Origin of the sequence: Lawsonibacter hominis (assembly GCF_014287895.1) — a bacterium.
In the GTDB taxonomy this organism is placed as follows: domain Bacteria; phylum Bacillota; class Clostridia; order Oscillospirales; family Oscillospiraceae; genus Lawsonibacter_A; species Lawsonibacter_A hominis.
Genome location: NZ_JACOPP010000003.1, coordinates 166,384 through 180,194 on the forward strand (window position 1 = coordinate 166,384; position 13,811 = coordinate 180,194).

Annotated in this window: 14 protein-coding genes; 9 read left to right on the forward strand and 5 right to left on the reverse strand. The window is 59.0% G+C overall.

From position 1 onward, the window contains the following. Window positions 1–135: 135 nt before the first annotated feature. Entirely contained in the window at window positions 136–1,317 is a 1,182-nt protein-coding gene (locus H8S57_RS03845) for an aminotransferase class V-fold PLP-dependent enzyme (protein WP_186906760.1), read from the forward strand. After that, window positions 1,307–2,230, forward strand: coding sequence for a selenium metabolism-associated LysR family transcriptional regulator (locus tag H8S57_RS03850; protein WP_186906761.1), 924 nt, complete (start codon window positions 1,307–1,309; stop codon window positions 2,228–2,230). Before H8S57_RS03845 ends, H8S57_RS03850 begins: the two co-directional genes overlap by 11 nt. Window positions 2,231–2,389: 159 nt before the next feature. On the opposite strand, the gene H8S57_RS03855 is transcribed toward H8S57_RS03850, so the two are convergent. The 5 genes from H8S57_RS03855 to rplU all read right to left on the reverse strand — a co-directional run bounded on the left by H8S57_RS03855 (window position 2,390) and on the right by rplU (window position 5,272). After that, the gene (locus H8S57_RS03855; RefSeq protein WP_186906762.1) at window positions 2,390–2,542 is read right to left on the reverse strand and encodes a hypothetical protein; all 153 of its coding nucleotides are present in this window, start codon (window positions 2,540–2,542) and stop codon (window positions 2,390–2,392) included. 406 nt (window positions 2,543–2,948) lie between these two features. Further along, window positions 2,949–4,232, reverse strand: coding sequence for a GTPase ObgE (gene obgE / locus H8S57_RS03860; protein WP_186906763.1), 1,284 nt, complete (start codon window positions 4,230–4,232; stop codon window positions 2,949–2,951). 68 nt (window positions 4,233–4,300) lie between these two features. Next, entirely contained in the window at window positions 4,301–4,585 is a 285-nt protein-coding gene (gene rpmA, locus H8S57_RS03865; RefSeq protein WP_186906764.1) for a 50S ribosomal protein L27, read from the reverse strand. Window positions 4,586–4,628: 43 nt separating this feature from the next. Then, window positions 4,629–4,961, reverse strand: a complete 333-nt coding sequence (locus tag H8S57_RS03870; protein WP_186906765.1) for a ribosomal-processing cysteine protease Prp — start codon at window positions 4,959–4,961, stop codon at window positions 4,629–4,631. Next, window positions 4,961–5,272 carry a 50S ribosomal protein L21 gene (gene rplU / locus H8S57_RS03875; protein WP_186906766.1) on the reverse strand — a complete coding sequence of 104 codons (312 nt, stop codon included), beginning with the start codon at window positions 5,270–5,272 and terminating at the stop codon, window positions 4,961–4,963. Before rplU ends, H8S57_RS03870 begins: the two co-directional genes overlap by 1 nt. A 283-nt stretch (window positions 5,273–5,555) precedes the next feature. On the opposite strand from rplU, the gene H8S57_RS03880 reads away from it, so the two are divergent. The 7 genes from H8S57_RS03880 to H8S57_RS03910 all read left to right on the forward strand — a co-directional run bounded on the left by H8S57_RS03880 (window position 5,556) and on the right by H8S57_RS03910 (window position 13,726). Continuing rightward, on the forward strand, window positions 5,556–6,377 hold the full coding sequence (locus tag H8S57_RS03880; RefSeq protein ID WP_186906767.1) for a putative RNA methyltransferase: 822 nt from the start codon (window positions 5,556–5,558) through the stop codon (window positions 6,375–6,377). Between the two features lie 285 nt (window positions 6,378–6,662). Then, complete coding sequence (locus tag H8S57_RS03885) at window positions 6,663–7,850, forward strand: DEAD/DEAH box helicase (RefSeq protein WP_186906768.1); 1,188 nt, start codon at window positions 6,663–6,665, stop codon at window positions 7,848–7,850. A 44-nt stretch (window positions 7,851–7,894) separates the two neighbouring features. Further along, a complete protein-coding gene (locus H8S57_RS03890; protein ID WP_207723693.1) occupies window positions 7,895–8,794 on the forward strand; it encodes a LysR family transcriptional regulator in 900 nt (299 codons plus the stop codon). Between the two features lie 320 nt (window positions 8,795–9,114). After that, window positions 9,115–10,602 carry an SLC13 family permease gene (locus H8S57_RS03895; protein ID WP_186906770.1) on the forward strand — a complete coding sequence of 496 codons (1,488 nt, stop codon included), beginning with the start codon at window positions 9,115–9,117 and terminating at the stop codon, window positions 10,600–10,602. Window positions 10,603–10,631: 29 nt separating this feature from the next. Further along, window positions 10,632–10,958 carry an FAD-dependent oxidoreductase gene (locus H8S57_RS17660; protein ID WP_186906771.1) on the forward strand — a complete coding sequence of 109 codons (327 nt, stop codon included), beginning with the start codon at window positions 10,632–10,634 and terminating at the stop codon, window positions 10,956–10,958. Beyond that, on the forward strand, window positions 10,952–12,121 hold the full coding sequence (locus tag H8S57_RS03905) for an FAD-dependent oxidoreductase (RefSeq protein ID WP_186906772.1): 1,170 nt from the start codon (window positions 10,952–10,954) through the stop codon (window positions 12,119–12,121). The genes H8S57_RS17660 and H8S57_RS03905 overlap by 7 nt, the downstream gene beginning before the upstream one ends. A 72-nt stretch (window positions 12,122–12,193) precedes the next feature. After that, on the forward strand, window positions 12,194–13,726 hold the full coding sequence (locus H8S57_RS03910) for an FAD-dependent oxidoreductase (RefSeq protein ID WP_186906773.1): 1,533 nt from the start codon (window positions 12,194–12,196) through the stop codon (window positions 13,724–13,726). The last annotated feature ends 85 nt before the right edge of the window (window positions 13,727–13,811 follow it).

Genomic DNA, 13,811 nt, shown 5'->3' on the forward strand with positions numbered 1-13,811 from the left:
CACCCTCAGTATAACAGGAAACACCAGCCGTTTCCAATTGCAATTATTTATAATTCTTCTAAATCTATTGGAAAAACAAATAATAAAGTGGTATACTGGAAAAAAGACCGCGCCAGACAGCGAGGAGGGGACGCCATGCCGAGCATCTACCTTGACAACGCCAGCACCACCTTTCCCAAGCCGCAGGCCGTGCCGGACGCCATGTACCGTTTCATGACCCAGGTGGGCAGCAACATCAACCGGGGCGGCTATGCCCGGGCCTATGATACCGAAGAGACCGTCTACGAGACCCGCCAGCTGCTGTGCGGCCTGTTCGGCGGACAGGACTGCAGGCAGGTGATCTTCACCAAGAACGTCACCGAGAGCCTGAATCTTCTGCTGAAGGGGTTTCTCAGAAGCGGCGACCATGTGCTGGTCTCCTCCATGGAGCACAATGCCGTCATGCGGCCGCTGGTCCAGCTGGAAGCGCGGGGGGTCGCCTTCACCCGCGTCCCCTGCGCCGGGGACGGGAGCCTGTCTGTGGAGCGCCTTGCCGCATGCCTGACCGACCGGACCCGTGCCGTGGTCATGACCCATGCCAGCAACGTGTGCGGCACGCTGCTGCCCATTGAGGCGGTGGGGGAATTCTGCCGGGCGCACGCGCTGAGGTTTTTTGTGGATGCCGCCCAGACCGCAGGCGTCTGGCCCATCGATATGGAGCGGATGCACATCGACGCGCTGGCCTTTACCGGCCACAAGGGGCTGCTGGGGCCTCAGGGGACCGGCGGATTTCTGCTGCGGGAGGATATGGTCCCCCTGGTGGAGCCGCTGCTCTCCGGCGGGACCGGGAGCCTCAGCCATACAGAGCGTGTTCCGGATTTCATGCCCGACCGCTTTGAGCCGGGCACGCTGAACCTGCCGGGCATCGTCGGCCTGCATGCGGGCCTGCTCTGGCTGCGGGAGACCGGGATCGACGCCGTCCGCGCCCACGAGCTGCAGCTGACCGAACGCTTCCTGGCCGGGGTGAGGGTCCTGCGGGAGAAAACCGGGGGCGTCTGCGTGTCCGGAAGGGAGGACCTGTGCGGGCGGACGGGGGTGGTGTCCCTCCGGACGCCGGGGCGGGACCCGGCGCAGGTGGCGTATGCCCTGGCGGAGGACTACGGCGTGCTGACCCGGGTGGGCCTGCACTGCGCGCCCTCGGCCCACCGGACGCTGGGGACCTATCCCACCGGCACCATCCGCTTTTCCTTCGGCTGGTGGAACACGGCGGACGAGGTGGACGCGGCCCTGCGGGCGCTGGAGCGGCTGCTGGAAGGTCGGGGCGGCCATGGAGCTTAAACAGCTGCGGTCCTTTGCGACGGTGGTGGAATCCCGCAGCTTTACCAAAGCGGCGGAAAAGCTCTACACCTCACAGCCTACCATAAGCACCCACATCCGTCAATTGGAGGAGCAGCTCCATTCCCGCCTGATCGTCCGCACCACCAAAAGCATCGAGGTCACGCCCAGGGGATGGGAGCTGTACGAGTGCGCCGCCACGATCCTGAAGCTGCAGGACGATCTGCTTCAGCGCTGGTCGGGGGAGAGCCGGCAGATCATACGGCTGGGAGCGTCCACCATCCCGTCGGCCTACCTCCTGCCCGAGCTGCTTACCGCTTACGGGAAGGCCCACCCGGGCGTTTACTTTTCCATCCACCAAAGCGACAGCCGGGGCATTGTGGACGGCCTACTGAACTGCAGCTTTGACGTGGGGCTGATCGGGATGAAGTGTACGGACGAAGCCTTGTCCTGCATCCCGTTTTATCAGGACCGCATGGTGCTGATCGCGCCGGTCAACGAGCACTTTCTGCGTCTGAAGGAGCGGCGGGAGATCGCGCTGGAGGAGCTGCTGCGGGAGCCGATGATCCTGCGGGAGGAAGGGAGCGGCAGCAAAAAAAGCGCGGACCGGTTTCTGGAGCGGATGGGGGTCAAGGAGGGACAGCTGCAGATCACCGCCCGCATCAATGATCAGGAGGCTGTGAAGAATCTGGTCGCTCAGGGATTGGGGGTCTCCATCATTTCCGAGCGGGCGGCCCGGAATTTCTGCGAGGAGAAGCGGGTGCTCCTGTTTGAACTGCCGGAGGACGCCGCCCGGCGCAGCCTCTATCTGATCTCGCATAAAAGCTACAGTCTCCAGCCGTATATCCAGAAATTTACGGAGTACGTGAAGCACTTTTATGACGCGGACGGGGAACGGCCGGCCGCGGGGGCCTGATCGAACGGCGGCCGCCGGAGCGCCCCGGCGGCAGAGCTTCCCGCTCCGACCGCATCCGCACCGAAAGGCCCGGCGCCTGCACATCGCAGGCGCCGGGCCTTTCGGCGTTTGGGAAACCGGCGGCCGCCGGGTCTTCCGCACAGAATATCCGGGATGCGGTCATAACAGCTTTCCGTCGTCCTCGTTGGTGGAATCGTTGTGATCCTGGCGGAACGCCTTCAGGTCCGCCCGGTGCTCCGCGATGGGTTTCGTCACCCAGCTATGGTAACAGATCCGGATGGCGTCCCGCTCCTCGTAGAGCATCTGATCCATGGCAATTTTCCGTTCGTTGGGTTCATACTGTCCGTCATGAGAGGTGTCATTATCCGACGCACCTGTCTCCGGAAATGACGGAGCTTCCTTTCCTTCCGTCGTCTGCGGACGACTCAACTCTGCCAGGCCTTCCCAGCGGATCTTTTTGTGAGGCGTTCGAAAAAGCTGCACGAAATTTTTGCCGGCCATTTCACAAGAAACCGAGGCAAGATTTCGTGCGAAGGGCCATTTCCGAGGCCGCGGCACGACCCTTGCAGGCGAATTCTGAAAAGAGAGCGATAACAAGGCTTTTAGCGGCAGCGGAAAGAGCGGCTCCCCGACCGGGACCCTGAGAGAACACCCTTTTCCGCTGCCGGGGCAAACAGCGGCGGACGTACGCAGAAAACGCCGGCCTCCCATGCACGGGCTACCGCTGATATTCGAATTCCAGATTATAGAGGGAGACGGGATCCCCGTCCTGGATGCCCATCTCCTCCAGACGGTCGAACAGACCGCACTGGCGGAGCATCCGGTCAAACCAGTTGCGGGACTCAAAGTCTCCAAAATTGACGTTGGCCATCAGCCGCTGAAGGGCGGGGCCCTCTACGATCCAGGTGCCGTCATCCTCCCGGGTGATGGTCATGGGCTCGCTCAAGTCCACCTCCGGCGGCCGCTCCACATACGTGGGCTCATACACCGTGATGGGCGGCAGGCTCTCCAGTTCACGGGCGGCGGCGTACATCAGCTCCCGCGTCCCCTGCTGGGCGGCGGCGGAGAGTTCGAAAAAGGGCATGCCCAAGCCCTCCGCATGGGCGCGCAGCGCCTCCAGTCCGGTGCGGTCGGCGGCGATGTCCACCTTGTTGCCCGCCACCAGCATCCGGCGGGAGGCCAGTTCCGGGCTGTATTCCCGCAGCTCCGCCTGGATGGCCTCGAAATCGGCCACCGGGTCCCGGCCCTCGCTGCCCGAAACGTCTACCACATGGATGAGCAGGCGGCAGCGGTCGATGTGCCGCAGAAAATCGTGTCCCAGGCCCGCGCCGTCGGCGGCGCCCTCGATGATACCGGGGATATCGGCCAGCACGAAGGAGACCCCCTCCTCCACGTACACCACGCCCAGATTGGGGGAAAGGGTGGTGAAGTGGTAGTTGGCGATCTTGGGCTGGGCCTTGCTGACCACCGAAAGGAGGGTGGACTTGCCCACGTTGGGGAAGCCGACCAGCCCCACGTCCGCCAGCAGCTTGAGTTCCAGGATCACCTGCCGCTCCTGACCGGGCAGGCCTGCTTTGGCAAAGCGGGGGACCTGCCGCGTGGGGGTGGCGAAATGCTTGTTGCCCCAGCCGCCGTTGCCGCCCCGGGCCAGTACGAAGGGCGCCCCGGTGGACAGGTCGCAGATGATCTCGCCCGTCGCGGCATCCCGCACGACAGTGCCGCGGGGCACCTTGATGACCAGGTTTTCCCCATCCTTGCCGGAGCAGCGTTTGCCCTGGCCATCCATGCCGTTGCCCGCCGCATACTTGCGCTTGTAGCGGAAGTCCATCAGGGTGGACAGGTGGTCGTTGACCTCCAGGATCACGTCGCCGCCGCGGCCCCCGTCGCCGCCGTCAGGACCGCCGGCCGCCACGTATTTCTCCCGGTGGAAGGATACCACACCGTTGCCGCCGTTTCCGGCCCTTACCGTAATGCGGGCGGTATCCACAAAAGAAGCTGCCATAATTTCCCTCCTCCGTACAGGAAATGGCCCCGAACGGGATACGTTCGGGGCCATTAGTATACCCATTTTTACTGGGCGATCTCCACGATGGAGACCTGCTTGCGGTCCTTGCCCAGGCGCTCGAACTTGACCTTGCCGCTCTTGAGGGCGAACAGGGTGTCGTCGCTGCCCTTGCCCACGTTCACGCCGGGGTGGATGTGGGTGCCCCGCTGGCGGACCAGAATGTTGCCGGCCAGAACGTACTGGCCGTCGCCCCGCTTCACGCCCAGGCGCTTGGCCTCGGAATCGCGGCCGTTGCGGGTGGAGCCGACGCCCTTCTTGTGGGCGAAGAACTGAAGACCGATTTTCAGCATTGTGTTACACCTCCAAACACGTGTGTAGCAGTTGCGTGGGGAGTTATTCCTCCTCCACCACGATGATATTGTCCGGATACTCCTCGTGCAGCGTGGTAAAGTAGACCATCAGGGCCGTCATCAAAGCCTGACAGGTGGCCTCGTTGGTCTGCCCCAGGGCGCCGGGGAGCTTGAGAGAGATGGACGCGTCCTTTTCCTTCACCTTCACCGCCGCGCCCAGGCCCAGTACGTCGTTGACGGCGCACTCGGTAAGACGGACGGCGCTGGTGACTGCCGCGCAGAGCAGATCCTCCCCCGCTTCGGCGCAGCCGCTGTGGCCCGCCACGGTGAAGCCGGTGATGCGCTCCCCCTCCGTGCGGAAGGAAACGGTGGTCATCAGACGGAGATCTTGCCGATGGTCACCTTGGTATAGGGCTGACGATGGCCCTGCTTGCGGCGGTAACCCTTCTTCGGCTTGTACTTGAAGACGATGACTTTCTTGCCCCTGCCGTTCTTCACGACGCTGGCGTCCACCTTGGCGCCCTCCACCACGGGAGTGCCAACGGTGAGCTTGTCGCCGTCGATGACGGCCAGAACCTTGCGGAAGGTCACGGCGTCGCCGGCCTCCGCAGGCAGCTTCTCGATGAAAAGGGTGTCGCCCTCCGCCACCTTGTACTGCTTGCCGCCGGTCTCAATGATCGCATGCATGTAGTTTCAACTCCTTCATTACGGGCTCGCTGTCGGGGGTGGAACGAAGCGCGGCAGTGACGCGGCGCTTTTTCACTTGCTGACCCATTCAAAGCGGCTTTGATAGTATATCAGCCCAAACGGAGAAAGTCAAGTGCGATTTCCCGGAAGATCCGTGTTATAATCGTGGGTATGGAAGGGAATTAAGAGCGGTCTCTTCCCGCGGTTCTGCCGCGCAGATTTGAACCAGCGGCAAAGGCGCCGTTTCGGCGGCCCGGACGACGCTGCGGAAGGAGCGACGACCATGAGCCTGTTCTGCTGCCCCATCTGCCGCGCGCCCCTGGAGCGGGGGGAGCGGAGCTATACCTGCCCCAACGGCCACAGCTATGACCGGGCCAGGGAAGGATACGTCCACCTGCTGCCCGCCAACCAAAAGCACGCCAGAGATCCGGGGGACGACAAAGAGATGGCGGCCGCCCGCAGCCGCTTTTTATCGGCGGACTACTACGCGCCCCTGCGGAAGGCCCTGTGTGCGCTGGCCCTGGAGCACGCCGGAGCGGGGGCGGCGGTGCTGGACGCGGGCTGCGGGGAGGGCTATTATACCGCAGGGCTGTTCGGCGCGCTGGCCGTGGCGGGGCGGGAGAGCCGGCTGGCGGGCGTGGATCTGTCCAAGCCGTCGGTGCGTCTGGCGGCCAAACGCCTGCCCCATGGGGAATTTGCCGTGGCCTCGGTCTACCGCCTGCCGGTGGGCCGGCGGCAGATCGACCTGCTGCTCAACTGCTTTTCCCCCCTGGCGCTGGACGAATTCCGCCGGGTGTTGAAGCCGGGAGGCGTTTACCTGTACGTGGTGCCGGGGCCGGAGCATCTCTGGCAGCTCAAGCAGGTGCTCTATGAACGGCCCTATCCCAATCCGGAACAGGCGATCCCTTACGAGGGCTTTTCCTATGAGCGCATCGTACCGGTGGAGGCGGATCTGGCGGTGGAGGGGGCGGCGCTGCAGGATCTGTTCCGGATGACGCCGTACTATTGGAAAACGCCCAGAGCGGGCGCGCAGCGCCTGGCGGCGCTGGACGGGCTGAAGATGCGCGCTTCGTTCCGCATTCATGTGTTTCGGCGGGAAGGATAGGCATCCGGGCGGCGTCCGTCACAGCCCCGCTTCCGGGGATACAAAATTTGATCAGTATACCAGATCAGCCTGCTGTTTGCAAATAGAGAAGCAGTATGATATAATCAATCGGTTCCGGAGGCGCGGAGTGCTTCCGCAGCCTTCCCACCTGGGGGCGCGCCGGCGCTTCCGTTGATTTGAGGTCGCGTCCCCCGGACGGGGCGGGCGTTTGGGTACGAAAGAGCGTTTCGATGCCTGTGGGGACCTTGAATCAGGCAATTTGAAACAGAAGGGAATTTTGTACCAATGGAGATCAACGGCGAGCAAGTCAACGAGATCGTCAATTACGCGCAGCTGGACCTTTCCCCGGAGATCATGAAGGCAATCGACAAGAAGGGCTATGTCCAGGCCACTCCTGTGCAGGCGGGCGCGATCCCCTATTTTATGGATTGGAAGGACGTGATTGCCAAGGCCCCCACGGGCACTGGCAAGACCTTTGCATTCGGTATCCCCATGGTGGAGCACGTCGACCCCGCCGGTGAGGATGTGCAGGCCCTGGTGCTGGCCCCGACCCGGGAGCTGGCCGTGCAGATCCAGGAGGAACTGCGGGACCTGTGTGAATTTAAGGAAGGGGTGCGCACGGTCTGCCTGTACGGCGGCGCGCCCATCGACAAACAGATCACTACGCTGAAAAAGCGGCCCCAGATCGTGGTGGCAACCCCGGGACGCCTGATGGACCATATGAAACGGCGCACGGTGAAGCTGGACAAGGTGCAGACCGTGGTGCTGGACGAGGCGGACCGGATGCTGGATATGGGCTTTGTCCGGGATGTGACCCGCATCCTGGACCAGATCAAGCATCGCCGCAACCTGGGGATGTTTTCCGCCACCATCTCCCGGGAGGTCATGGATATCTCCTGGGTGTACCAGCGCGACCCTGTAGAGATCACCGTGCGTCCCGTGGAGGACTCCAAGCCGGATATCCAGCAGTACCGCATCGACCTGGACGGCCGGGAACAGAAGGTGGATACACTGGCCGCACTCATTACCCACGGCGGGTATGAACGGGCCATCGCCTTCTGCAACACCAAAAATATGACCGACCGGCTGGCGGGGCTGCTGCAAATGCGGGGGATTTCCTGCCAGGCGATTCATGGGGATATCCAGCAGCGCATCCGGGAGAAGACGCTGGAGCAGTTCAAAAAGGGTGAAATGAAGGTGCTGGTGGCCACCGACGTAGCGGCCCGGGGCCTGGATATCGACGATGTGGACGCGGTGTTTAACTACGACGTGCCCGATGAACTGGAGAATTACACGCACCGCATCGGCCGCACCGGCCGGGCCAAAAAACACGGCGTGGCCTATACCTTTGTAGCCACCATTACCGAGGGCATCCGTATGGACGATATCGTACGCAATACCCGCGCGGAAGTGCAGCGGCTGAAGTACGACAAGGACGGCTGCCTGATGCTGGTGGAAGAGAACGGCAGATGATTTAACCCAATTTATTGGAGCGGGACGTCATGACACAAACACAGATGGAATATTTTGAGAAAGTATACGAACTAAAGAACATTGCTAAGGCAGCTGAGGCCTTATTTGTCTCTCGGCCCGTAGTATCCCGTGCCATTCTGGGAATTGAGCATGAATTTGGTTGCAGGTTGTTTACCCGTTCCAAAACCGGAGTTGAGGTAACGGAGTCGGGTGAACTGATTCATGATATGCTTAAAAACATGACTAATCTCTACCAAGGGACGCGTCAGCACATTGTCCAATGTGGGGCTCTTTCAGATCAACGGCCAGAGATTCGCATTGGCATTTCACGTACCAACATCAATCGGCTGTATACATTGCTCTGTCTTCCGTTCATCAAGGCCCACCCTGATATCAATTTAAAGGTGTTGGAGTACCCCACAACACAAGTATGCGATGCCTTTCGGCGCAATGAGATTGACTTTGCATTTTCTCCAAAGCAGCCGTATGGTTTCTCTTCCCTAGAATCACTGGATGTCTTTCACGACAAGATGTCCCTGTGCGTCAGCAAAACATTCCCTCTGGCCCAGAAGGATAGCGCCGACACTCAAGATCTGTCCGACTTGCCGCTGGCTTTGTTGGGGGTACCAGTAGCCGGGTTTGAACGTGTTTTAAAGACACGCTCAATCTATATCGACCGTCTAAATGTCGTCTTGAAGACCTCCAGTGCCTCCTTGCTGCAGCAACTGACGGAAAGTGGTCAGGTGTGCTCTATTCTGCCCGAACATATGGTGGAGCACTGGGATCATGTAAAAGCGCTTCCACTATCGTTTTATCCGCCCATTACCCACAATATGTACTGGAATATTAGCCTGTCACATAATTCAGCCGCATCGGAATTCATTCGTTATGCCACAAAGATCATGTCTGACCGCCCGACCGGACGCGACAGTAGAAGACATTGAAGACTTTTCGGATGTTATATGTGGTATCTGTTCCACTTCACCGAAACGCTGAAAGCGGTTCCTATCTAGGCGCCGCTTTCAGCGTTTCGCTGTATTTATTTGCACTTCTATCCGTAGCACAAGAGGTACGAATCGGTAAAGAAAGGTGCTTTTTAATAGCCGCCCCCCCCTTATAATATATTCAAACAGCGCGAATTCCAGCTGGAGAGTTATTTTAAGAGAGGGAGGAGGCATTCACATATCAGAGTAACACCACACCCCGCAGTCATAGTTCTTTGTACACAAAAATTGCTAGGCGAGCAGAAAGGTATGGTTGTAATATGGGACAAGCAATTAGCGCACCCAAGAAATCTTCTGATAAGCTCTACTATGTATGGGTCGTAATTGGTCTATTCTTTATCTTCATTTTCGGTCGTGTGGTTCCTCCGTTCGCGGGTATTGATTCTGTAGGCGTCAGCATCATCGGCATCTTTATCGGTACCCTGCTGATGGTTTCCTTCGGCAACATGTCCTTCTGGCCCTTATTGGTCGCTTTTATTGCTATGATTGACTGTGGTTTCTCCACGTCCGGTGATTTGCTTACCAGCTGGTTCGGCAATACAACCATTCAAATGCTGATTTGGCTGCTTGCCGTTACCGGAGCCGTTGCTGATTCCGGTGCAGTTCAGGTACTGGTCTACAAACTACTCTCTCTAAAAATCATCAAAGGTCGACCCAAGACATTCCTGTTTATTCTATTCATCGGCTTCATGTTCTGTGCCCTGCTGCTGCAGGCTTCCACCGCTCTGGTCATCCTGTACCTTACCATTGTAGACGGAATCTGTAAAGCCTGCGACATCGAAGATGATAATGAATTGCGGCGCACGATGCAGCTGGGTGTCTACAACTCCGTGATGGGCATTTACATCCTCCCCTTCAAAATCGTCGGTGCTCTGGCTTTGGCCGAGGCTGCTCTGGAACCTGCCGGTTTGGCCTTTGACACCGGTGCCTATATCATCACCGCTGGTATCATCATCGTTGCTATTATGCTGATTTACTGGGCTATTGTTTGCTTTGTCTGGAAGCCTGATATGACCAAGCTGAAGAATTTCAACTTCGAGGACATGAACCTTAAGCCCGAGCAGAAGAAGCTGAACCGTCGTCAAATTATCATGCTGGTTCTGCTGCTCGTCGGTGTTGTTTATCTGTTTGCCAGCACCTTCGCACCCGCCGGCGGCACTATCCGAGCCTTTACCGGAAAATACGGCAGCGTGTGGATCTGGGTCGGCCTCCTGGCCGTCATGTGCATAATCCGCATTGATGGCAAGCCCATGATTAACGGTGCCAAGGTCATGTCTGATAAGGTCCTGTGGGGGATTATTGCTATGGCCGGTTGCTTTTCCATCCTGGGCAACTGTATCGCTTCCGACACTCACGGCATTAAGACCGCAATTGCCAACCTCATTAACAACACCATCGGCACCCCCAGCGTCTTCGTTCTGGTCCTGTTCTCCGTGGTGCTGACTACCGTGGTCACCAACTTGACCAGCGGCTTTGCCGCCTCCTACCCCTTGCTGGCGATCTGCCTCCCCATCGCTGCCACCATGCAGGCTAACGGAGTGATCAGCAGTGCCACTCCTCTGGCCACCGTCATCATCGCAAGTTCCTTCTTCGCTTACATGACCCCCGGAGCCATTATCTATGCCCCCATCTTGCTGGAGAAGCCCGGCATGACCAAGAAGTTTATTTGGACTAAGGGCTTGCTCGTTGTTGGCATCTTTATTGTTCTGGCAACTGCAGTCGGTACCATCTGCAGCTATATTCTGTAATCTAACCCCATCATCAAAGGAGCACAACTATGAAAGACACCTATGTCGAACCTTCCAGTACGTTGGAAATATACGAAGAGTGTGACATATTGGTGGTGGGCAGTGGTGCTGCAGGGCACTCCGCCGCCATCGCCGCCGCCCGCGCCGGCTGTAAAGACATCGTACTGATGGAACGTTATGGATACTCTGGCGGCGATGTCACCGGGGGTTATGTCATCATGGTACCCAACCTGTCCTGGTACGATAAGCAGTTTGTGCGCGGGCTTCAGGAGGAGTGGTTTACCCGTCTGGAGCCCATTCCTCAGGCCGTCCGCGGGCCCAAAGGTAACCAGCTGGCAGCACCGACCCTGTGCTGATTGACGCATGGAAAGCCGTCCACGACTGCGTGAGCCGCAGTGGTCACGAGGGTGCCAAGCCCAGCTGCCTGGTGCGCGCCGTCTACTACGAGCCCAACCAGCTGAAGATCGAGATGGACAAGATGCTTCTGGAGCATCAGGATTCCATTCGCGTCATGTATCACAGCTGGGGCTGCAAGCCCATCCTGGAGGACGGTGCCGTCAAGGGCGTCATCTTCGAGAGCAAGGAGGGGCGCAAGGTAGTTATGGCCAAGGTGGTCGTTGACGCCACCGGTGACGGTGATTTGTTCAGTCAGACCGGCGCGCCCTACAAGAGTTTGGCCGATGGTGAGACCCGTTCCAGTACCACCGCTTTGGTCTGGCGCATCGCCGGCGTCGACTGGGAGGCATTTGAACAGTGGAAGCGCACCCGGCCCGAGGCATTGGGGGCCCTGCGCGCCCAATTGAGTAAGGTGGCCGGTTTCCGCAGCTCTGCCCTGCCCACCAATCAAAACGATATGTGTTGGATCAACAACTGGCACCCCAACATGGACTGCACCAAGATCGCCGACCAGACCAAGACTGAGATGGAGACTCGTGCCACTATGCGGGATGTGTTGGCTTATCTGAAGGAAGCCATCCCAATGGCCTTCCACAACGCCTATCTCTATGATATCGCCCCTCAGCTGGGTACCCGTTGCTCCCGCCGCCTGCAGGGCGAATACATCATGACCTCCGATGATTTTGCCTTTGCCAAAAAACACGATGACGTCATTGCCTGGCACTCCACCATCTGTCAAATCAACGACTGCGGTCCTGTGGAGATTCCCTACCGGGCCATCCTGCCCCAGCGGGTGGATAACCTGCTCTGCCCCGGCCGCCATCTGTCCGCCGACGACGTGGCCATCGACTGGCTGAACCTGATCCCTCAGTGCGTAGGCACCGGACAGGCCGCCGGCATTGCCGCCGCTGTGGCAGTCGCCGATGGTACCACTGTCCGCAGTGTGGATATCAAGAAGGTACAGGATATCCTGTGCGACCAGGATGTGCCCCTGCCCCGCAACGCCAAGACCGATCCTTCCTACACTGAATGCTGTGAGCAGCACGAATATGGCCTGTATACCGGACTGGCTCAAAAGGCCCGCGAGAGCGCCGGCGGTATGAAGGCCTACCGCCAGTGGTAAACCTATCCCTATCCCACATCCTGTAACGACCGATCAGTCACCCGATCTTGCGAATGGAGGTACATAGAGACAATGACAACCAAGACTTATACCGAGACCAATGCGGTCCCCTATTATGACGAATGTGACGTCCTTGTGGTCGGTAGCGGCTGTGCCGGTCACAGCGCCGCCATCGCCGCCGCCCGCGCCGGTTGTAAGAATATCATTTTGATGGAGCGTTACGGCTACTCCGGCGGAGACGTCACCGGAGCCTATGTGCTGATGGTACCCAAGCTGTCCTGGTACAATCAGACCTATGTCCGGGGTATCCAGCAGGAGTGGTTCGACCGTCTGAAGGTGATCCCGGGCGCGGTGCTGGGCCCCGAGCCCGAGGAAGTGGGCTCCAGTGATCCCGTGTTGGTCAACCTCTGGGGTTCCTACATGGGCGGTGTCACCCGCCCCAATACCACCGGCGTGGCCAACAACCGAAACAATGCCAACAGCATCAACGACATGGACAAGCGCGTGGTCAATGCCGTCTGTTATGATGCCGACGAGCTGAAAATCGAGATGGATGCCATGTTGCTGGAACACAAGGACGCCATCCGGGTCCTGTACCACTGCTGGGGCACCAAGCCCATCATGGAGGACAATGAGATCAAAGGCGTGATTTTTGAGAGCAAGGAGGGCCGCCGGGCCATCTCTGCTAAGGTAGTCATTGACGCCACTGGCGACGGCGATATCTTCCGCCAGGCAGGGGCCCCCTTTGCCGGCCTTGCCGACACCAGAATGCGCTCCAGCGCCACATCGCTCGGCTGGCGTGTGGGCGGCGTCAACCACGAGGCATTCTATGAGTGGAAGAAGGCCAATCCTCAGGTGTTTGAGGCTATGCGCGCCATGATCACCAAACGCACCGGCTTTATGACTGGCCTGAACCCTGAGAGCCGCGACGGCGTCTACTGGGCTTCCAACTTCCACCGTAACCGCGACTGTGCCAACATCAAGGATATGACTTATACTGAGATCATCACCAGAAGCACCATCCGCGAAATCCTGGACATCTACAAAAAGTATTGCCCCATTGGGTTCAAAGACGCCTATCTGTACGATATTGCTCCCCAGCTGGGCTGCCGCTGCAGCTACCGTCTGGTGGGTGAGTATGTCATGTCCCCCAAGGACTGGGCCTTTGCCGCCAAGCACGACGACGTCATTGCCTGGCACTCCACGGTCAGCAGCGTGAACGACGGTGCCCCTGTGGAGATCCCCTACCGCGCTATTCTGCCCCAAAAGGTAGATGGTATGCTGTGTCCGGGACGCCACATCTCTACGGATGACGTGGCCATCGATTGGGTCAACCTGATTCCCCAGTGCATCGGTACAGGCCAGGCCGCCGGTATCGCCGCCGCTGTGGCGGTAGCCGACGGTACCACCGTACGCAGCGTGGATATCAAAAAGGTTCAGGATATTCTGGTACGGCAGGGCGTGCCCCTGCCCCGCCGCGGCGACGTGGATCCCGCCCTCACCCAAAACTGTGAGGAGCACGAGTACGGTATGTATACTGAGGTCTCTAAGAAGATGCGTGAGGAGATGTCTCTGGACAAGGATTTCATCGCCAATTTTCAATAAATAATCGACAAAGATAATGTGAGTGATAATTCACTTTGGGCGTATTTGCTTTCAGCTTCTAATCATCAGTAACCTGTCGGATGCG

Excerpts from the sequence above, each read along its gene's own strand:
- H8S57_RS03885 (WP_186906768.1), top strand. The coding sequence starts at position 6,663 with ATGGAGATCAACGGCGAGCAAGTCAACGAGATCGTCAATTACGCGCAG.
- H8S57_RS03890 (WP_207723693.1), top strand. The coding sequence starts at position 7,895 with ATGGAATATTTTGAGAAAGTATACGAACTAAAGAACATTGCTAAGGCA.
- H8S57_RS03895 (WP_186906770.1), top strand. The coding sequence starts at position 9,115 with ATGGGACAAGCAATTAGCGCACCCAAGAAATCTTCTGATAAGCTCTAC.
- rplU (WP_186906766.1), bottom strand. The coding sequence starts at position 5,272 with ATGCATGCGATCATTGAGACCGGCGGCAAGCAGTACAAGGTGGCGGAG.
- H8S57_RS03870 (WP_186906765.1), bottom strand. The coding sequence starts at position 4,961 with ATGACCACCGTTTCCTTCCGCACGGAGGGGGAGCGCATCACCGGCTTC.
- H8S57_RS03855 (WP_186906762.1), bottom strand. The coding sequence starts at position 2,542 with ATGGATCAGATGCTCTACGAGGAGCGGGACGCCATCCGGATCTGTTAC.
- H8S57_RS17660 (WP_186906771.1), top strand. The coding sequence starts at position 10,632 with ATGAAAGACACCTATGTCGAACCTTCCAGTACGTTGGAAATATACGAA.
- H8S57_RS03845 (WP_186906760.1), top strand. The coding sequence starts at position 136 with ATGCCGAGCATCTACCTTGACAACGCCAGCACCACCTTTCCCAAGCCG.
- obgE (WP_186906763.1), bottom strand. The coding sequence starts at position 4,232 with ATGGCAGCTTCTTTTGTGGATACCGCCCGCATTACGGTAAGGGCCGGA.
- H8S57_RS03910 (WP_186906773.1), top strand. The coding sequence starts at position 12,194 with ATGACAACCAAGACTTATACCGAGACCAATGCGGTCCCCTATTATGAC.
- rpmA (WP_186906764.1), bottom strand. The coding sequence starts at position 4,585 with ATGCTGAAAATCGGTCTTCAGTTCTTCGCCCACAAGAAGGGCGTCGGC.
- H8S57_RS03880 (WP_186906767.1), top strand. The coding sequence starts at position 5,556 with ATGAGCCTGTTCTGCTGCCCCATCTGCCGCGCGCCCCTGGAGCGGGGG.
- H8S57_RS03850 (WP_186906761.1), top strand. The coding sequence starts at position 1,307 with ATGGAGCTTAAACAGCTGCGGTCCTTTGCGACGGTGGTGGAATCCCGC.